Annotated in this window: 16 protein-coding genes; 8 read left to right on the top strand and 8 right to left on the bottom strand. The window is 72.3% G+C overall.

The annotated features are described in order from the left end of the window. Positions 1 to 3 precede the first annotated feature (3 nt). The 3 genes from hisB to hisD are packed head-to-tail and all read right to left on the bottom strand — an operon-like array spanning position 4 to position 3,043. Positions 4 to 606, bottom strand: a complete 603-nt coding sequence (gene hisB, locus JE024_RS26060; protein WP_205375917.1) for an imidazoleglycerol-phosphate dehydratase HisB — start codon at positions 604 to 606, stop codon at positions 4 to 6. Further along, positions 603 to 1,724 carry a histidinol-phosphate transaminase gene (locus tag JE024_RS26055; protein WP_205375916.1) on the bottom strand — a complete coding sequence of 374 codons (1,122 nt, stop codon included), beginning with the start codon at positions 1,722 to 1,724 and terminating at the stop codon, positions 603 to 605. Before JE024_RS26055 ends, hisB begins: the two co-directional genes overlap by 4 nt. Further along, positions 1,721 to 3,043, bottom strand: coding sequence for a histidinol dehydrogenase (gene hisD, locus JE024_RS26050; RefSeq protein ID WP_205375915.1), 1,323 nt, complete (start codon positions 3,041 to 3,043; stop codon positions 1,721 to 1,723). The genes JE024_RS26055 and hisD overlap by 4 nt, the downstream gene beginning before the upstream one ends. 202 nt (positions 3,044 to 3,245) lie before the next feature. On the opposite strand from hisD, the gene JE024_RS26045 reads away from it, so the two are divergent. The 4 genes from JE024_RS26045 to ybaK all read left to right on the top strand — a co-directional run bounded on the left by JE024_RS26045 (position 3,246) and on the right by ybaK (position 7,262). Further along, complete coding sequence (locus JE024_RS26045; protein WP_205375914.1) at positions 3,246 to 4,844, top strand: oxidoreductase; 1,599 nt, start codon at positions 3,246 to 3,248, stop codon at positions 4,842 to 4,844. A 122-nt stretch (positions 4,845 to 4,966) separates the two neighbouring features. Beyond that, the gene (locus JE024_RS26040; protein WP_205375913.1) at positions 4,967 to 6,001 is read left to right on the top strand and encodes a hypothetical protein; all 1,035 of its coding nucleotides are present in this window, start codon (positions 4,967 to 4,969) and stop codon (positions 5,999 to 6,001) included. 5 nt (positions 6,002 to 6,006) lie between these two features. Beyond that, on the top strand, positions 6,007 to 6,747 hold the full coding sequence (locus tag JE024_RS26035) for an LON peptidase substrate-binding domain-containing protein (protein ID WP_205375912.1): 741 nt from the start codon (positions 6,007 to 6,009) through the stop codon (positions 6,745 to 6,747). A 17-nt stretch (positions 6,748 to 6,764) separates the two neighbouring features. After that, a complete protein-coding gene (gene ybaK, locus JE024_RS26030) occupies positions 6,765 to 7,262 on the top strand; it encodes a Cys-tRNA(Pro) deacylase (RefSeq protein WP_205375911.1) in 498 nt (165 codons plus the stop codon). A 33-nt stretch (positions 7,263 to 7,295) separates the two neighbouring features. Here the strand turns inward: ybaK and JE024_RS26025 are convergent, their stop codons facing one another. The 4 genes from JE024_RS26025 to JE024_RS26010 are packed head-to-tail and all read right to left on the bottom strand — an operon-like array spanning position 7,296 to position 11,071. Beyond that, the gene (locus JE024_RS26025) at positions 7,296 to 7,949 is read right to left on the bottom strand and encodes an ABC transporter permease (protein WP_205375910.1); all 654 of its coding nucleotides are present in this window, start codon (positions 7,947 to 7,949) and stop codon (positions 7,296 to 7,298) included. Positions 7,950 to 7,983: 34 nt separating this feature from the next. Further along, positions 7,984 to 8,808: an ABC transporter permease gene (locus tag JE024_RS26020; RefSeq protein WP_205375909.1), complete on the bottom strand. Its 825-nt coding sequence runs from the start codon at positions 8,806 to 8,808 to the stop codon at positions 7,984 to 7,986. Next, the gene (locus JE024_RS26015; protein WP_244883075.1) at positions 8,805 to 9,788 is read right to left on the bottom strand and encodes an ABC transporter ATP-binding protein; all 984 of its coding nucleotides are present in this window, start codon (positions 9,786 to 9,788) and stop codon (positions 8,805 to 8,807) included. Before JE024_RS26015 ends, JE024_RS26020 begins: the two co-directional genes overlap by 4 nt. 11 nt (positions 9,789 to 9,799) lie before the next feature. Further along, the gene (locus tag JE024_RS26010) at positions 9,800 to 11,071 is read right to left on the bottom strand and encodes an NYN domain-containing protein (protein ID WP_372449840.1); all 1,272 of its coding nucleotides are present in this window, start codon (positions 11,069 to 11,071) and stop codon (positions 9,800 to 9,802) included. 312 nt (positions 11,072 to 11,383) lie between these two features. Here JE024_RS26010 and JE024_RS26005 point away from each other — a divergent pair, with 312 nt between their 5' ends. Further along, a complete protein-coding gene (locus JE024_RS26005; RefSeq protein ID WP_205375907.1) occupies positions 11,384 to 11,554 on the top strand; it encodes a hypothetical protein in 171 nt (56 codons plus the stop codon). Positions 11,555 to 11,644: 90 nt separating this feature from the next. Here JE024_RS26005 and dnaE read toward each other — a convergent pair whose 3' ends face one another. Continuing rightward, on the bottom strand, positions 11,645 to 15,184 hold the full coding sequence (dnaE, locus tag JE024_RS26000) for a DNA polymerase III subunit alpha (RefSeq protein WP_205375906.1): 3,540 nt from the start codon (positions 15,182 to 15,184) through the stop codon (positions 11,645 to 11,647). Between the two features lie 206 nt (positions 15,185 to 15,390). Here dnaE and JE024_RS25995 point away from each other — a divergent pair, with 206 nt between their 5' ends. The 3 genes from JE024_RS25995 (at position 15,391) to JE024_RS25985 (ending at position 18,375) form a co-directional block, all read left to right on the top strand. After that, complete coding sequence (locus JE024_RS25995) at positions 15,391 to 16,737, top strand: DUF2252 domain-containing protein (protein WP_205375905.1); 1,347 nt, start codon at positions 15,391 to 15,393, stop codon at positions 16,735 to 16,737. 63 nt (positions 16,738 to 16,800) lie between these two features. Continuing rightward, positions 16,801 to 17,493 (top strand): hypothetical protein, encoded by a 693-nt coding sequence (locus JE024_RS25990; protein ID WP_205375904.1) that lies wholly within the window; start codon positions 16,801 to 16,803, stop codon positions 17,491 to 17,493. A gap of 66 nt (positions 17,494 to 17,559) precedes the next feature. After that, a complete protein-coding gene (locus tag JE024_RS25985; RefSeq protein WP_205375903.1) occupies positions 17,560 to 18,375 on the top strand; it encodes a DsbA family protein in 816 nt (271 codons plus the stop codon). The last annotated feature ends 103 nt before the right edge of the window (positions 18,376 to 18,478 follow it).

Raw genomic sequence — 18,478 nt, 5'->3', positions numbered from 1 at the left:
GGATTACAGCGCGCCCTTCGTGGAGGGAAGGATGCCGGCGGCGCGGGGGTCGCGCTCCGACGCGTACCGCAGGGCCCGGGCGAGGGCCTTGAACTGGCACTCGACGATGTGGTGGGCGTTGCGGCCGTACGGGACGTGGATGTGCAGCGCGACCTGGGCCTGGGCGACGAAGGACTCGAAGATGTGGCGGGTCATCGTCGTGTCGTAGGCGCCGATCATGGGCGCCATGTTCTCCGGCTCGGTGTGCACGAGGTACGGGCGGCCGGAGAGGTCGACGGTGACCTGGGCGAGGGACTCGTCGAGCGGCACGGTGCAGTTGCCGAACCGGTAGATGCCGACCTTGTCGCCGAGGGCCTGCCGGAAGGCGGCGCCGAGGGCGAGGGCGGTGTCCTCGATGGTGTGGTGGGTGTCGATGTGCAGGTCGCCGTCGGTCTTGACGGTGAGGTCGAACAGACCGTGCCTGCCGAGCTGGTCCAGCATGTGGTCGAAGAAGCCGACGCCGGTGGCGACGTCGACCTTGCCGGTGCCGTCGAGATCGATCTCGACGACGACCGAGGTCTCCTTGGTGGTCCGCTCGACCCTTCCGATACGACCCTCGCGCGTCATGCGCTCTGCTCCTTCTTCAACTCACGAACCGCGTCGAGGAACGCGTCGTTCTCTTCGGGGGTGCCCGCGGTGACCCGCAGCCAGCCCGGTACGCCGTTGTCGCGGACGAGGACGCCCCGGTCGAGGATCTGCCGCCAGACCGCGTGCGCGTCCTCGAAGAGGCCGAACTGCACGAAGTTGGCGTCCGAGTCGGTGACCTCGTAGCCGGTGGCGCGCAGCTCGGCGACCAGCCGGTCGCGCTCCGTCTTGAGCTGCTCCACGTACCCGAGCAGCGTATCGGTGTGCTCCAGCGCGGCGAGGGCGGTGGCCTGGGTGACGGCGCTGAGGTGGTACGGCAGGCGCACGAGCTGGACGGCGTCCACCACCGTGGGGTGGGCGGCCAGGTAGCCGAGGCGCAGTCCGGCGGCGCCGAACGCCTTGGACATGGTGCGGGAGATCACCAGGTTGGGCCGGCCCTCGGTCAGCGGCAGCAGCGAGGGGCGGTGGCTGAACTCCACGTACGCCTCGTCGACGACCACCAGCGAGGGGCGGGCGGCCTGGGCCGCGTCGTACAGCGCGGTCACGGTGTCCGCGTCGACGGCCGTCCCGGTGGGGTTGTTGGGCGAGGTGACGAAGACGACGTGCGGGCGGTGCTCGGCGATCGCGGCGCGGGCGGCGCCGGTGTCGACGGTGAAGTCCGCGCGCCGCGGCCCGGAGATCCAGCCGGTGCCGGTGCCGCGGGCGATCAGTCCGTGCATGGAGTACGAGGGCTCGAAGCCGATCGCCAGCCGGCCCGGGCCGGCGAAGGTCTGGAGGAGCTGCTGGAGGACCTCGTTGGAGCCGTTGGCCGCCCAGACCATCTCCCGGGTGACCGGGTGGCCGGTGGTGCGGGTGAGGTAGGCGGCGAGGCCCTCGCGGAGCTCGACCGCGTCCCGGTCGGGGTAGCGGTTGAGCCCCCGGGCGGCCTCGCGCACCCGCTCGGCGATCCGCTCGACGAGCGGCTCCGGCAGCGGGTAGGGGTTCTCGTTGGTGTTCAGCCGGACGGGGACGTCGAGCTGCGGGGCGCCGTAGGGCGACTTGCCGCGCAGCTCGTCGCGGATCGGCAGGTCGTCGATGCCGAGGGATGCGCGCTCGCTCACCGGACCGGCACCTTCCAGCCGAAGCGCGCCTTGAGGGCCGCGCCGTGCGCCGGCAGGTCCTCCGCCTCGGCCAGGGTGACCACGTGGTGGGCGACGTCGGCGAGCGCGTCGCGGGTGTAGTCGACGATGTGGACGCCGCGCAGGAACGACTGCACGGACAGGCCCGAGGAGTGGCAGGCGCAGCCGCCGGTCGGCAGGACGTGGTTGGAGCCGGCCGCGTAGTCGCCCAGCGAGACGGGGGACCACGGCCCGACGAAGACCGCGCCGGCGTTGCGCACCCGGGCGGCGATCCCCGCGGCGTCGGCCGTCTGGATCTCCAGGTGCTCGGCGCCGTACGCGTCGACGACCTTGAGGCCGTCCTCCACGGAGGAGACGAGCACGATCGCGGACTGGCGTCCGGCGAGGGCGGGCTTGATCCGGTCCTCGACGTGCTTGGTGGCGGCGACCTGCGGCTCCAGCTCGCGCTCGACGGCCTCGGCGAGCTCCTCGGAGTCGGTGACCAGGACGGCGGCGGCGAGCGGGTCGTGCTCGGCCTGGCTGATCAGGTCGGCGGCGACGTGCGCCGGGTCGGCGGTGTCGTCGGCGAGGACGGCGATCTCCGTGGGGCCGGCCTCGGCGTCGATGCCGATGCGGCCGGTGAAGTACCGCTTGGCGGCGGCGACCCAGATGTTGCCGGGGCCGGTCACCATGTTCGCCGGGGGGCAGGACTCGGTGCCGTACGCGAACATCGCGACGGCGGTGGCGCCGCCGGCCGCGTACACCTCGTCGACGCCGAGCAGGGCGCAGGCGGCGAGGATCGTGGGGTGCGGCAGGCCGCCGAACTCCTGCTGGGCCGGGGAGGCGAGCGCGATGGACGGGACGCCGGCCTCCTGCGCCGGGACCACGTTCATGATCACGGAGGAGGGGTAGACGGACCGGCCGCCGGGCGCGTAGAGCCCGACGCGGTCGACCGGGATCCACTTCTCGGTGACGGTGCCGCCGGGCACGACCTGGGTGGTGTGGTCCTTGCGGCGCTGGGCGCGGTGCACGATCCGGGCGCGCCGCACCGACTCCTCCAGAGCGGCCCGTACGTCCGGGTCGAGCTCGGCGAGTGCCCTGGTCAGGGCGGCGGCCGGGACCTTGACCCGGTCCAGCTCGACGCCGTCGAACCGCTTCGCGTACTCGATCAGCGCCGCGTCGCCCCGATGATGCACGTCCTCGCAGATCGGCCGCACCTTGTCCAGGGCGGCCGCGACGTCGAAGTCGGCACGGGGCAGCAGGTCGCGCAGAGCGCCACCCTCGGGGAGGGCGTCGCCGCGCAGGTCGATTCGCGAGATCACGGGGTCAATTCTCGCAGACCGGGGCGGGCGGTCGTTTTCCGTATCAGTGGCTGATACGAAACCGCCCGCCCCAGGCGCACCGTCCCTCACGGCGGCTCGATCGAGTCACCCCGTTTCCCGGGGGACGACCATCACCACTAGCGTTCAGGCCGTCACTCAGCGGGAAGAACAGCTGTACGAGCCAAGGAAGCGGAGGGCGGCAGTGACCGAGCCGCTGGACGGCGGGCCTCCGGACGGAGTGAGCCCTGCCGAAGCAGCCATGTGGAACGCGTTCCGGGACGGCAGCACATTCGACCTCAGCGACACCGACCCCTTGCAGAACAATCCCTTCTCGCCTTTCCCCTGGGGTCCCGAACGAATCGTCCGCGCCTGGGTGGTGGCGCGGCTCCTGCTGAACGGCCCGGAGGCGAGACCGGGCCGGGTCGCGGCGCTCAAGCTCCGCGGCCTGCAGATCACCGGCACGCTCAAGCTGGCCGGCGGCAGCATCGCCCCCTACGTGGAGCTCAACGGCTGCCGCTTCGAGAGCGAACTGCTGATGCCGGAGGCGCACTTCGCCACCCTGCGGCTGATCAGCTGCGCCGTGCCGCGGATCGAGGCGGCGCGGCTGCGCACCGAGGGCGACCTGCATCTGCCGCGCTGCCGGGTGGAGCACGGCATCCGCCTCACCGACGCGCAGATCGGCACCGATCTGCTGATCAACCAGATCCACGTACGGCCCGACAGGCGGGGCCGGGCCATCACCGCGGACGGACTGTCGGTCGCCCAGGACCTCCAGGCCGAGCTGATCGAGACCTACGGCGAGGTCAGCCTGCGGGGCGCGAAGGTGGGCGTGTCGCTGAGCCTGCGCGGCTCCCGGCTGCGCGCGGCCGGCGACCGGCGCGCGCTCAACGCGCCGCAGCTCAGCGTGGAGCGGACGCTCTACCTGAACGGGGCGTGGGTGAGCGAGGCGACCGGCAACCAGGGCGCCACTCCCCCGTTCGGCATCAACGCGGGCGGCCTGGCGCGGGGGTCGCGGCTCCAGAACTTCGAGTGCCACGGCGGGGCGCGGCTGGACGACGGTCGGTTCGGCGACTCGGTCGACCTGGACGGAGCCCGCTTCGTCCTCGGCCCGCGCGAGGAGCTGTCGCTGCGCCGGATCACCGCTCCCGAGCTGCGGTTCCACGCGGAGCGGCCCGAGGAGGGCCGGGTGGTGCTGAACGGCGCCAAGGTCGTGACGCTGATCGACCGGGCGTCGAGCTGGCCGGGGCCCGGCGGCCTGGCGATGGGCGGCTTCGTCTACGAGAACCTCGTGCCGCACGAGGAGTTCCCGCTCTCGCGCCGCCTGGAATGGGTGGCGTCGGCGACGCCGGAGTACTCGCCGGAGCCGTACGAGCGGCTGGCCACGGTGCTGCGCAACAGCGGCGAGGACGCGGACGCGCGCGAGGTGCTGCTCGCCAAGCAGCGCCGCCGGCGCGAGACGCTGCCGCTGGCGGCGAAGCTCTGGGGGTACCTCCAGGACTGGACGGTGGCCTACGGGTACCGGCCGGGGCGGGCGGCGCTGTGGATGGCGGTGCTGTGGGCGGCGGGGACCTTCGCCTTCGCCGCGGTCGAACCGGAGCCGATGAAGAAGGAGGAGCACCCTGTCTGGAATCCGGCCCTCTACGCCCTCGATCTGCTCGTCCCGGTGATCAATCTCGGCCAGGACGGCTACTGGCGGCTGGACGGACGGTGGCAGTGGGCCGCGGCCGTGCTGGTGCTCCTCGGGTGGATCCTGGCGACCACGGTGGCGGCCGGGGCGTCCCGGCTGCTGCGGCGCGGCTGAGGCCGCGGAAACACGAGCGCGCACTTCTTTGCCCGCCCTTGACCGAGCGGCGGGCAACCTTCACGCCACCACCAAAGCTTCACAGCAGGGCCTCTGGCGCACTCGTTCACCTGCGGTTTTCAATGGTCCGCACCATGTCATTGATGCACGCCGCGATGCGCTTCGCGCGCATGATCCGGCATACCCCCCACCTCGCCGCCACGCGTCAGGGGCTCGTTCCCGACGACGCGGTACTGCTCGACGCACCCGACGAGCGCCTCGGCCCCGCGCTCGTGGCGGCCGCCGCCGGCGAGTGGGACACGGCGGCGGAGCTGCTCGCGACCACACGGGAATCAGCCGAATGGGAGAACCGCGACCGCTATGTGGCGCGGCTCGCCGCGTTCGCCCGCAACCGGGACGAATGGCTCACCGGCTGGCTCGCCGCGTCGCCGCGTGACGCCGACGCCCTGCTGCTGAAGGCGCAGCTCGCGGTGGACCGGGCCTGGGAGTCGCCCGCCCGCGCCGAGCGGCTGCGCGAGGTCGGCCCGCTGATCGACGCCGCCGCGGCGGCGGAGCCGGGCGACCCGGTGCCCTGGCGCCTCGCGCTCGACCACGCGCGCGGGACCCATGCCACCCACACCGCGTTCGAGCGGCTGTGGGAGCAGGCGGTGCGGCGGTCCTCGCACCACTACGGCTGCCATGTGGCGGCGCTCCAGTACCTGTCCGCGCAGTGGTACGGATCGCACCGGGAGTGCTTCGACTTCGCGGAGGGCGCGGCCGAGGACGCGCTGCCGGGCTCCCTGGTCCGCGCCCTGCCCGTGCGGGCCGCGTTCGCGCAGCTCCTCACCGGCGAGCCGACCACCTCCGTGCAGGACGACCGCATCGACGGCGCGGCCGACCTCGCCGTCGAGCTGTCCGCCGGCTACGAGCGGGGCGACCCGTGGCCCGCCGAGGTGCGCAACGTGCTCGCCCATGTGCTGGTGGCCCGGGGGCGCTGGAACGACGCGCTGGAGCAGTTCCGGCGGATCGGCCCGTACGCGACCTCCTTCCCGTGGACCTCGGTGACGGACGACCCGCTGGGCCAGTTCCTGCGCGCCCGGGACGGGGTCCGCGTCGAGGTCGCGTCCACGATGCCGCTGCGCAGGGTCGGGGGCCGGTCCGCCGCCCATTACGCTTGACCGCTGTGACCACCGCTCGCCTGCCGCTCTTCCCGCTGAACTCGGTGCTGTTCCCCGGGCTCGTGCTGCCTCTGAACGTCTTCGAGGAGCGTTATCGCGCCATGATGCGCGAGCTGCTCAAGACGGCGGACGAGGAGCCGAGGCGCTTCGCCGTCGTCGCGATCCGCGACGGACGGGAGGTCGCCCCGACCGAGCCGGGCATGCCGGACCCGACCACGGTGGTGGCCCGCGGCCCGGCGGCGGGCTTCGGGCCCGACCCCGTGCAGGCCTTCCACCGGGTGGGATGCGTCGCGGACGCGGCCACCATCCGGGAGCGCCCCGACGGCGGTTTCGAGGTCCTGGCGACCGGCACCACCCGGGTCAGGCTGCTGTCCGTGGACGCGAGCGGCCCCTTCCTCACCGCCGAGCTGGAGGAGCTCCCCGAGGAGCCCGGCGACGGCGCGGCGGCACTCGCGGAGGGCGTGCTGCGCGCGTTCCGCAGCTATCAGCAGCGGCTCGCGGGGGCCAGGGAGCGGTCGATGGCGACCGGCGCCGACCTGCCGGACGACCCCTCGGTGGTGTCCTATCTGGTCGCCGCCGCGGCGATCCTCGACACGCCGGCCAAGCAGCGGCTGCTCCAGGCCCCCGACACGGCGACGCGGCTGCGCGAGGAACTGAAGCTGCTGCGCGCCGAGACGGCGGTGCTGCGGCACCTGCCCTCGCTGCCGGCCGTGGAGCTGACCCGGCAGCCGACGAACCCCAACTGACGCGAGGATCACCAGCGGTGGCGAAGAAGCCGAAGAAGCAGGCCGGGGGCACGCCGGCGACGGTGGCCCTGACCGCGGCCGGCACCCCCTTCACCGTGCACTCCTACGACCACGACCCGGCCTCGCCGTCGTACGGCGAGGAGGCCGCCGAGGCGCTCGGGGTGCCGCCCGCCCGGGTCTTCAAGACCCTGGTGGCCGATGTCGACGGCGCCCTGACGGTGGCCGTCGTGCCCGTCGCGGGCCAGCTCGACCTCAAGGCGCTCGCCTCGGCGGTGGGCGGCAAGCGCGCCACCATGGCGGACCCGGCGGCGGCGGAGCGCACCACGGGCTACGTCCGGGGCGGCATCTCGCCGCTCGGCCAGCGCAAGCGGCTGCCGACGGTGCTGGACGCGTCGGCCTGGGAGCACGAGACGATCTGCGTATCGGCGGGGCGGCGCGGCCTGGAGGTCGAACTCGCCGCCGAGGCGCTGCGCACCCTCACCTCCGCCGTCCGCGCCCCGATCGCCCGCGCCTGACACACGGGCGATCGGGGACGTCGGTACGGCGCGTCAGGGAGCGCGCGGGGGCCACGCCGGGGTGGCGTACGGGTCGTGGACGGGCTCCGGGTCGCGCGGGGCGAAGAGGGCGGTCAGCCCCAGGTGCACCGCCATCGCCGCGAGCGGCCAGGCCAGCAGCGCGCCCTTGGCCCGGAGCTGGAGGTAGGCGTCGAAGGTGACGCCCTCCCCCACCCGGCGGGCGTGCTCCACCACGTCCTGGGACGGGCCGAGCCAGACGCCCATGCCCCAGCCGAGCAGGGAGGCGAGCAGCCCGCCCACGGCGAGCGCGATCACCAGGGCGATGCCTCCGCGGCGGCGGAACAGGAAGACGCCCGCGGCGCTCAGCGCGCCGAGCGCGACGGCGATCAGGACGAACGTTCCGTCGGCCGCGATGGCCTCCTCGCCCTCGCTGTTCCTCAGGAAGACGGCGTCCCCGTTGGAGACCAGCGGCACCCGGGGCGCGAGCCACAGCCACAGCAGTCCGAGCGCGACCCCGAGCACCGTCACCGCGGCGACCACCACGGCGCCGTCCCGCAGGTCGCGCCGGAGCTCCGCCTGCTTCGCCAGGCGGGCGTCGTCCGTCCAGGCCGAGGCGTACGGGGCGGGCGGACCCGACGAGGACGACGGCCGGTCAGGCTGGTGGGGCGGTGTCAGAGGTGCGGTCACACCGCCATCGTGCCAGGCCCGGTGGGGCGACGCCTCACCGGACCGCTGCCCGCCGGTAGGCCCAGGTCGCGACGGCCAGCGAGACCACGCCGACACCGGCGCAGACCGCCAGGTCGAGGGCGACGGCCGGCCAGTCCGGGTGGGCGTCGAAGGTCCGGGCCATGGCCTCGACGCCATAGGTCGAGGGCAGCAGGTCGCGGGCCCAGACGATGGGCTCGGGCATGCGTTCGGCCGGGAGCACGCCGAGGAGGAGCGCGGCGGACATCCCGAGCTGGCCGAGCAGGGTGGCGAGTTCCTGGCGGGGCGCGAGCAGCCCGAGGGCCGCGCCGAGTCCGGCGAGGGCGGCCCCGGCGAGGGGGATCACGGCCACGAGGATCCACAGGTGGGTCAGCGGCAGCCCGAAGAGGACCGAGCCGATCACCGCGGTCACGATCGTGCCGGGCACGGTGAACGAGGCGTAGGCGCCGGCCGCGCCGAGGACGACCGCTGCGGGCGGCACGGGCAGGGTGGCGTAGTGGTCGAGGCCGCCCTGCGCCCGGAGCTGCCCGAAGTACTGGGCGAGCAGGTTGAGCGCGACGAAGGCGACCACGAGCACGCTGGCGCCCGCGACGACGGCGCGCGCCTCCGTGCCGCCGTCGACGACCCCGCGCATCAGCACCATGATCCCGACGGACTGGAAGGTGGCGACGAACAGCAGCGGGATCCGGGCCACCCTGGCCCGGGAGAGCTGCGCCCGGTAGACGGCCCCGAGGGCGGGCAGCAGCCGCGCGGCGGGTGCCAGCGGCGCGGGGGCGGCCCGCCCGGGCGTGCCCGTGGGTGCGGTGGTCGTCCCGGTGGACTCAGCGGACACCGTGCTCACGCCTTGACCAGCCCTTTCGTCGCGTTTCCGCCGAGTGCCAAGTAGACGTCCTCCAGGCTGGGGGTGGCAAGGGTGAAGTCGTCGAGCGCCGAGAAGGCGGCGCCCCCGGTGACGGCGGCGACGGCCGCCCTGGCCTCCTCGGGAGCGAGCCGCAGGGTCCAGCGCCGGCCGGACTCCTGGGCGGCGTCGCGCAGGGCGGCGACCTCCGGCACGTCGAGCGGGGGGCCCTCGCGCCACACCAGCTCGACGCGCACCTCCCCGGCGACACGTTCCTTCAGCCCGGCCGGGGTGTCGCAGGCGATGACCCGGCCCCGGTCGAGGACGGCCACCCGGTCGAGCACCGACTCGGCCTCGATGACGTTGTGGGTGACGAGCAGCACGGTCGCGCCGTGCTCCTCGCGGCGCCGGTCGACGGCCGCCCACACGGCACGCCGGGCGACCGGGTCCATCCCGGTGGTGGGCTCGTCCAGGACGAGCACGGGCCGGTGCCCGACGAGGGCCGCGGCGAAGCAGGCGAGGCGACGCTGGCCGCCGGAGAGCCTGCGGACGGGACGGGAGGCGAGGTCGCCGAGGCCGAGCTCGTCGAGGACGCCGTCCCGCTCCTCGCGGGCCTGCCGTGCGCTCAGCCCGCGCAGCCGGCCGGTCGTCTCCGCGGCGAGGGCCACGGTCATCTCGTCGAGGGCGGTGGACTCCTGCCCGAGGTAGCCGATCAGCCGTGCGGCGCGTTCAGGGTGGCGTACGAGGTCGTGGCCGAGGAGCTCCACGCTGCCGGAGTCGGGGCGCATCAGCCCGGTGAGCTGACGCACCAGGGTGGACTTGCCCGCGCCGTTGGGTCCGAGCAGGCCGAAGATCTCGCCGTGCCCGACGTCGAGGCTGATCCCGTCGGTGGCCCGCACCTCGGGTGTCCCCGGCGTACCCCTTCGTCCTCGTGCGGCCGGGTACGTCTTCACCAGATCCCGCACCACACACACCGTACTCACGAGGTACGAGACTACGGGGTCCGCCCGCCCCGGATGCCCTCGGGCCCCGGCTGGTCCGCGGCGGCGGGGTGTTCGGCGGCCGTGCAGACGTCGATCTCGCGCCAGAATCCCGCCCGGATCGCGTAGCGGTCGTGCTCGTCGATCTGGTCGTCCTTGTGGGCGAGGAGGCCGAACCGGGCGGCGTAGCGCAGCAGTTCCCCGTCGATGCGGTGCGGGATGCGCGGGTACATGGCGGACAGCTTCTGCACATGGCCGCTCTCCGGCAGCCGCTCCATCCACCGCCGGGCGAACACCTGCCCCACCTCGAAGGGGTCGCCCCCGACGGTGGTGATGTCCTCCTCGCGGTCCGCCCAACGCTGCTCGGCGCTGGTGAGCTGGGCGAGGGTGGGCAGCGACGCGCTCTCCGGCGGCTCGCCGAGGGCGCCGCCGGACCGCTCGATCCAGCCCCGGTCGGAGGACCAGCGCAGGGTGGCGTTCGGCGGGTGGTGCGGCGCGTGGTGCGGGCCGTGGGAGCGCAGCGAGGCGAGGTCCTTGGGTGTGGGGACGCCCTTGGCGGCGGGCGGCGGGGCGCTCTCGGTGTCCTCGTCGGCGGGCGCGGTCGCGGCGCCGTTGCGCCCGGCGGCCTCGGCGCGCCGGCCGGCCGCCGAGGCGAGCGCCGACTCGGGCAGCGGGGCGGAGAGGATGGCGGCGATGTCGGGGCGGGTGGCGGGCTGGGGCGCGCAGACGCCGCTGAGGTCCTTGGCGCGGACGGCGCGGGTGATCCAGATCCGGTCGAGGACCCGGCGTTCGTCGGCCTCGGCGACCAGGTCCTCGGACTGGTTGTAGTCGCCGTCGGCGGCCTGGACGGCCCAGAGGTGGACGGCGACTCCGTGTTCCTTGGCGGACATCAGCCCGGGGAGCAGGTCTCCGTCGCCGGTGACGAGAACGACGTCGGAACAGGCGCAATTTCTGGCCAGTTCGGTGAGCTCGGCGTGCATGGCCGCGTCGACGCCCTTCTGGGCCCAGCGGCCGTCGCTGCGGGTCAGTGCGCCGAGGCGGACGGTGACCCGGGGCATCACGCGCAGCCTGCGGTGTTCGGGCTGGGGCACCCGGTCGGGCGCCCCGTCGAACCAGTAGATGCGCAGCAGGGGCCGGCCGGTGTCGGCCTCGGCGAGTTCCCGCAGGCCCTGGATGAGGGAGGCGTGGTCGACGGTGATCCGTGAGCGCGCCGGTTCTCCCGCGAGAAGGCTCGCGGCGGCACCCAGCAGATATCCGGCGTCCACCAGGACGACGCAGCGGTCCACGCGTTCCACCCTCTTTCGGGACTTCGTCAGGTGCTCTTCCGGGGCCCTCGGCGGTGGGCGCCCGGTCCATCCGCGCTCCGGGGAGCGCGGGGTCGGCGGAGGTCCGGATCGGGGATTGTTCCGGGTTTCCCTCGAGTCTGCCCGACCACGGGTGGGTTAACGGCCGGAACTCGATCATCGGCGTGGCGGATCCGGCCCGATGACCTTCACCTTCGGCGACTACGGTCCGCAATGATCCAAAATGCGCTGTAAATACGCATATGTGAGTCTGGTCCCGGCCCTGGCCCCTAGACCCTCACAGGAGGCACCACCATGGCCAAGAACAAGAACCGCGAGCGCAGTCAGAAGGCGTCCCCGGCCGAGCGCGGCCGGCAGGACGCCGAGAAGTCCTCGATGGAGGCGCAGGCCGAGCAGCGCATGTCGCAGGTCACGCCCTCGGACATCGCGCACAAGGGCCGGCAGAAGCGCTTCGGCCACAACTGAGGCCGGGCCGAAGGCCTGATCAGCAGAAGGGGCGCGCCCGTGACGACGGGCGCGCCCCTTCTGCTGATCAGGGCCGCGCGCGGACGGTGGTCAGCCGGCCAGGCAGGACGGGCCCAACAGCACCTTGAGATCGCCGAAGAGGGCCGGATCGGGCTGCACCCGGTGCCGGTCGAGGCGCAGCACGGTGGTCTTGCGGGGGCCCTGGAGCTTGATCCGCACCTCGGTGTTGCCCTTGTGGTGGCTGAGGATCTCGCCGAGGCGGGTGACCATGGGCGGGGTGACCTTGACCGTCGGGATGGTCACCACCACGGGGGCGTTGGTCCCGGCGGACGACAGGTCGGGGACCATCAGCTCCATGGCGACCAGCCGGGGCACGTCCTCCCGCTTGTCGAGGCGGCCCTTGACGAAGACCACGGTGTCCTCGACGAGCTGGGTGGAGACGAGCTGGTACGTCGCCGGGAAGAACATGCACTCGATGGAGCCCGCGAGGTCCTCGACGGTGGCGATGGCCCAGGCGTTGCCCTGCTTGGTCATCTTGCGCTGGAGCCCGGAGATGATGCCGCCGATGGTGACGACCGCGCCGTCCGCGTGCTCCCCGCCGGTGAGCTGGGAGATCGCGGCGTCCGTCTTGTCGGACAGCACGTGCTCGATGCCGAAGAGCGGGTGGTCGGAGACGTAGAGGCCGAGCATCTCCCGCTCCTGCGCCAGGAGGTAGGACTTCTCCCACTCGATGTCCGAGAACTCCACGTCCAGGCCGAAGCCCGGCTCGCTGGACTCCTCCTCGCCCATGCCGCCGAAGAGGTCGAACTGGCCCTCCGCCTCCTTGCGCTTGACCGCCACCACGTTGTCGATCATCGGCTCGTGGTGGGCGACGAGCCCCTTGCGGGTGTGGCCCATCTCGTCGAAGGCGCCGGCCTTGATCAGGGACTCGACGGTGCGCTTGTTGCAGACGACGGCCTCGACCTTGTCGAGGAAGTCCGGGAAGGAGCTGTACTTCCCCTTCGCCTTGCGCGACTTGATGATCGACTCGACGACGTTCGTGCCGACGTTGCGGACGGCGGTGAGGCCGAAGAGGATCACGTCGTCGCCCTGGGCGGCGAAGTTCGACATGGACTCGTTGACGTTGGGCGGCAGGACCTTGATGCCCATCCGGCGGCACTCGTTCAGATAGACGGCCGACTTGTCCTTGTCGTCCTTGACCGAGGTGAGCAGCGCGGCCATGTACTCGGCGGGGTGGTTGGCCTTGAGGTAGGCCGTCCAGTAGGACACCAGGCCGTACGCGGCGGAGTGGGCCTTGTTGAAGGCGTAGCCGGCGAACGGGACCAGCACGTCCCACAGGGCCTGGATGGCCTCGTCGGTGTAGCCCTTGTCCCGGGCGCCCGCCTGGAAGAGCACGAAGTTCTTCGCCAGCTCCTCGGGCTTCTTCTTGCCCATCACCCGGCGGAGGATGTCGGCCTCGCCGAGGGAGTACCCGGCGATGATCTGGGCGGCCTTCTGGACCTGCTCCTGGTAGACGATCAGGCCGTAGGTGACCGCGAGGACCTCTTCGAGCGGCTTCTCCAGATCCGGGTGGATCGGGGTGATCTCCTGCTGCTTGTTCTTGCGCAGGGCGTAGTTGGTGTGCGAGTTCATGCCCATCGGGCCCGGGCGGTACAGCGCGGACACGGCGGAGATGTCTTCGAAGTTGTCGGGCTTCATCAGGCGGAGCAGGGACCGCATGGGCCCGCCGTCGAACTGGAAGACGCCGAGGGTGTCGCCGCGCTGGAGGAGCTCGAAGGTCTTGGGGTCGTCCAGCGGCAGGGCGAGCATCTCCAGGTCGATGCCCTTGTTGGACTTCACCATCTTGATGGCGTCGTCCATGATCGTGAGGTTGCGCAGGCCGAGGAAGTCCATCTTCAGCAAGCCGAGCGACTCGCACTGCGGGTAGTCCCACTGCGTGATGGTGACGCCGTCGGTGTGCCGCACCCAGACGGGGACGTGCTCGGTGATGGTCTCGCTGGACATGATCACGCCGGCGGCGTGCACGCCCATCTGCCGGACCAGGCCCTCGACGCCCTTGGCGGTGTCGATGACCTTCTTCACGTCGGGCTCGTTCTCGTACATCCCGCGGATCTCGCCGGCCTCGCTGTAGCGCGGGTGCGAGGGGTCGGTGATGCCGTTGAGGTCGATGCCCTTGCCGAGGACGTCCGCGGGCATCGCCTTGGTGAGGCGGTCGCCCATGGCGTACGGGTAGCCGAGCACCCGGGCCGAGTCCTTGATGGCGTTCTTCGCCTTGATCTTGCCGTAGGTGCCGATCATGGCGACCTTGTCGGCGCCGTACTTCTCGGTGACGTAACGGATCACCTCGACGCGCCTGCGCTCGTCGAAGTCGATGTCGACGTCGGGCATGGAGATGCGCTCGGGGTTGAGGAACCGCTCGAAGATCAGACCGTGGGTGAGCGGGTCGAGGTCGGTGATGCCCATGGCGTAGGCGACGATCGAACCGGCCGCGGAGCCGCGGCCGGGGCCGACGGCGATGCCCTGGTTCTTGGCCCACATGATGAAGTCGGCGACGACGAGGAAGTACCCCGGGAAGCCCATCGAGATGATGGTGTCCATCTCGTACTCGGCCTGCTTCATCCGGTCGTCCGGGATGCCGTCCGGGTAGCGGCGGTGCATGCCGCGCATGGTCTCCTCGCGGAACCAGCTCACCTCGGTGTGGCCCTCGGGGATGTCGAACTTCGGCATCAGGTTGCGCTCGACGAACATGCCCTCGGTGTCGACCTGCTGGGCGACCAGCAGGGTGTTCGCGCAGCCCTCCTGCCAGGCGTCCGAGGAGTCGATGGCGTACATCTCGTCGGTCGACTTGAGGTAGTAGCCGGTGCCGTCGAAGCGGAAGCGGTCCGGGTCGGAGAGGTTCTTGCCGGTCTGGATGCACAGCAGCGCGTCGTGGGCGGTGGCCTCGTGCGCGTAGGTGTAGTGCGAGTCGTTGGTGACCAGCGGGGGGATGCCGAGCTTCTTGCCGATCTCCAGGAGCCCGTCGCGGACCCGGCGCTCGATCTCGATGCCGTGGTCCATCAGCTCCAGGAAGTACCGGTCCTTGCCGAAGATGTCCTGGTACTCGGAGGCCGACTTCAGCGCCTCGTCGAACTGGCCGAGCCGCAGCCGGGTCTGGAGCTCGCCGGAGGGGCAGCCGGTGGAGGCGATCAGCCCCTCGGACCACTGGGCGATGGTCTCCTTGTCCATCCGCGGCCACTTCTGGAGCCAGCCCTCGGCGTAGGCGTCGGAGGAGAGCCGGAAGAGGTTGTGCAGACCCGTGGCGTTCGCCGCCCAGATGGTCTTGTGGGTGTAGCCGCCGGAGCCGGAGACGTCGTCGCGCTTCTGGTGCGGCTGGCCCCACTGGATCTTGCGCTTGTTGCGCCGGGACTCGGGGGCGACGTACGCCTCGATGCCGATGATCGGGGTGACCCCGGCCTTCTTCGCGGAGTGGAAGAAGTCGTAGGCGCCGTGGAGGTTGCCGTGGTCGGACATGGCGATGTGCGTCATGCCCATCTCGTTGCACGCCTTGAACATGTCCCCCAGCCGCGCGGCACCGTCCAGCAGCGAGTACTGGGTGTGGACGTGCAGGTGCGTGAAGGGCGGCTTGGTCACGGCGGTGCGCCTCCGAGAGAACGACGGTCGACGGCCCGAAGGCGGTCTGGGGGGTCAGCCTGGAAGTCTACGACGCCCGGCGGACAGCCCGAGGGGGAACCACCGGCCCTCCGGCGCGCCCCGGGCGGGCACTCCCGCGCGCCGCCGCGCGTTGGTACCGGACGGAAACGCTGTCCCGTACGCCATGCACCAGGAGGCACCCCGCGATGCCGGTCCCGCAGCCCACCGCCGAGCAGCGCGGCGAGGAGATCCTCGCCGTGTTCGACACCGCCTTCGGCGAGCTCCTGGCCGCCGACCCGGCCGCCTTCCGGGTCAAGTTCCGCAAGATGGCCGCCTCCGCCTTCGCCTTCTACCGGGGCACGGCCTGCCTGTTCTACAGCGACCTGGAGGCCGAGCGGCACGGCGGCCCGTTCCTGGACGAGCGCACCGGCCGGGTGTGGATCCACGGCGATCTCCACGCCGAGAACTTCGGCACCTACATGGACGCCAACGGCCGGCTGATCTTCAACGTCAACGACTTCGACGAGGCGTACGTCGGCCCCTTCACCTGGGACCTGAAGCGGCTCGCCGCCTCGCTCGCCCTGATCGGCTACACCAAGGCGCTCGGCGACGACCAGATCACGGACCTGGTGCGGATCTTCGCCGCGGCCTACCGCGAGCGCATCCACGCCCTGGCGGCGGGCGCCAAGACGGACGAGCTGCCGCCGTTCACGCTGGACACCGCCGAGGGGCCGCTGCTCGGGGCGCTGCGCACGGCCCGCTCGCTGACCAGGTTCTCGCTGCTGGACTCGATGACCGAGATCCGCGACTACGAGCGCCGCTTCGCGGCGGGCGGCGGGGCGGTCGAGCTGGACGCCGCCATGCGCTACAAGGTGCTCGCGGCGTTCGACGGCTATCTGGAGACGCTGCCGGAGTCGAGCCTCACCCGGCCCGACTCGTACCGGGTGAAGGACGTGGTGGGCCGGCGGGGCATCGGCATCGGCTCCGCCGGGCTCCCCTCGTACAACATCCTCCTGGAGGGCAACAGCGACGCCCTGGAGAACGACGTCGTGATCTACATGAAGCAGGCGCAGACCCCGGCGGTCTCCCGGCACATCACCGATCAGGCGATCCGCGGCTACTTCCGGCACGAGGGCCACCGCACGGTGATCTCCCAGCGCGCCCTCCAGGACCACGCCGACCCGTGGCTCGGCTGGACGGAGCTGGACGGCGCCGGCCAGCTCGTCGCCGAGGTCTCGCCGTACGCGGTGGACCTCGACTGGTCGGACCTCGACGACCCGGCCCAGATCGCGGCGGTCGTCGCGGACCTCGGCCGGGCGACGGCCACCATGCACGCGGCGGCGGACGACGAGAGCGGCCACTCGCTGGTGCCGTTCTCGACCGAGCGGGCCATCGACGCGGCGATCGCGGCCGACGAGGAGGGCTTCGGCGAGCTGCTGACGGGCTTCGCCCACGAGTACGGCGCCCGGGCCCGCCGCGACCACCAGATCTTCGTGGACCTCTTCCGCAACGGCAGGATCCCGGGGCTGCGGGGCGCGTCCGGGGCGGTCTGACGAGGTCCCCCGCGGCATCCGTTTAAGGAGTCCTTACAGGAAGGCATGGCACACTCACCGGCGATGGACATATCGGGAACGCAGCTCAGGACGCTGCGGGCAGCGGTCTTCACGGCACTGGTCGTGACCCTGTCCGCCGCGTCCCACGTGCTGCTGTCCCAGGCGCCGCTGCCGCTGTCGACCGTGGCGCTGCTCGCCGCCGCCGTCTTCGGCACCGCCTACGCCCTGTCGGGCCGGGAGCGCGGCTTCTGGCGGATAGCGGCCCTGCTGGTGCCGCTCGAACTGGCGGCGGACACCGTCTTCACCTTCGGCCAGCACACCTGTTACGGCGCCACCGGCGGCCCGGTCGCCGGATCGCTGCGCACCTTCGGTCTCGACGTGCTCTGCGGCGGGAGCCTCGGCTCGGCGCTGCCGGGCGTCGCCGAGCCGGCGGGCGCCGCCGGGCCCGCCGCGCTGCTCGCCTCCCCCGACCCGTCGGTGCCGCTGGTGCTGCTGGCCGCGCACATCGGGGTGGGTCTGTTCGCCGCCGCCTGGCTGCGGCGGGGCGAGGCGGCGCTGGCGGCCCTGCTGCGGGCCGCGGGCGCCCTCGCCTTCCGGCCGCTGCTGCTGGCCGTCGCCGCCGTGTGCGGCGGCGCTCCCGCCGCCCGGCCCGCGGGCCGTGCCGGGCACCGCGCACCGCGCCCGGCCCGCGCCCGGCCGCTGGTGCACTCCGTGGGACGGAGGGGACCTCCGCGTCCGGTGGCGCTCTGCGCGTAAGCGCGCGCCACCTTCCGGAGCCAGTCCTTCCGCAGTTTCCCACGTCCCCGTACGGAGTGATCGATCATGAGCAAGCGCAACAACCAGGCCAACAAGGCTGCCGCCCGCGAGCGGCTGCGCGAGGAGCGCGAGCGCCAGGCCAAGAAGGAGCGGACCCGCCGGCAGCTGATCGTCGCCGGCAGCGGCGTCCTGGTCCTCGCCCTCGCGGGCGGCGTCGGCTACGGCATCATGCAGGCCAACAAGCCCTCCCACTGGGAGACCGCGGCGGACGCGAAGAACATCACCGCGCCGAAGAACACCTCGGGCGAGAACGGCACGACGGTCGTGATCGGCAAGGCGGACGCGAAGAAGACCCTGGAGCTGTACGAGGACTCCCGCTGCCCGGTCTGCGCCGTGTTCGAGCAGGAGGTCGGCGCGTCCGTGGACAAGGGCGTCGAGGACGGCTCGTACAAGGTCGCCTACATCGGCGCCACGTTCATCGACGACGCCGCCGGCGGCGAGGGCTCCAAGAACGCGCTGAGCGCCCTGGGCGCCGCGCTGGACGTGAGCCCCGAGGCGTTCACCGCGTACAAGACGGCCCTGTACTCGGAGAAGTGGCACCCCGAGGAGAACGAGGACTCCTTCGCCAAGGACTCCTACCTGCTGGAGGTCGCGGACACGGTGCCCGCGCTGAAGGGCAACGCCGAGTTCCGCAAGAACGTGGAGGCGGGCACCTTCGACGCCTGGGCGATGAAGATGTCCGGGAAGTTCGACGCCAGCGGCGTGGGCGGCACCCCCACGCTGATGATGGACGGCAAGAAGGTGACCGCCGAGGGCAGCGACACGGCGCCCATGACGGCCGAGCAGTTCGACGCCGCGATGGACAAGGCGCTGGCCGGCTGACCTCCCCGGGCCGGCCGCCCGCCGGGGGACCGGCGGGCGAACGTCCGGACGACCCCGCGCGATGGGCGGGCGAACTTTTTCCGTTCGCCCGCCCATTCGACCT

It is taken from the genome of Streptomyces zhihengii (assembly GCF_016919245.1).
Classification (GTDB): domain Bacteria; phylum Actinomycetota; class Actinomycetes; order Streptomycetales; family Streptomycetaceae; genus Streptomyces; species Streptomyces zhihengii.
Note: the sequence above shows the minus strand (reverse complement) of the source record. Positions and strands in the feature narration are given on the sequence as shown.

What these genes read in the sequence shown, in the direction of transcription:
- hisB (WP_205375917.1), bottom strand. Translation starts at nt 606, where the DNA reads ATGACGCGCGAGGGTCGTATCGGAAGGGTCGAGCGGACCACCAAGGAG.
- JE024_RS26040 (WP_205375913.1), top strand. Translation starts at nt 4,967, where the DNA reads ATGGTCCGCACCATGTCATTGATGCACGCCGCGATGCGCTTCGCGCGC.
- JE024_RS26005 (WP_205375907.1), top strand. Translation starts at nt 11,384, where the DNA reads ATGGCCAAGAACAAGAACCGCGAGCGCAGTCAGAAGGCGTCCCCGGCC.
- JE024_RS25995 (WP_205375905.1), top strand. Translation starts at nt 15,391, where the DNA reads ATGCCGGTCCCGCAGCCCACCGCCGAGCAGCGCGGCGAGGAGATCCTC.
- JE024_RS25990 (WP_205375904.1), top strand. Translation starts at nt 16,801, where the DNA reads ATGGACATATCGGGAACGCAGCTCAGGACGCTGCGGGCAGCGGTCTTC.
- JE024_RS25985 (WP_205375903.1), top strand. Translation starts at nt 17,560, where the DNA reads ATGAGCAAGCGCAACAACCAGGCCAACAAGGCTGCCGCCCGCGAGCGG.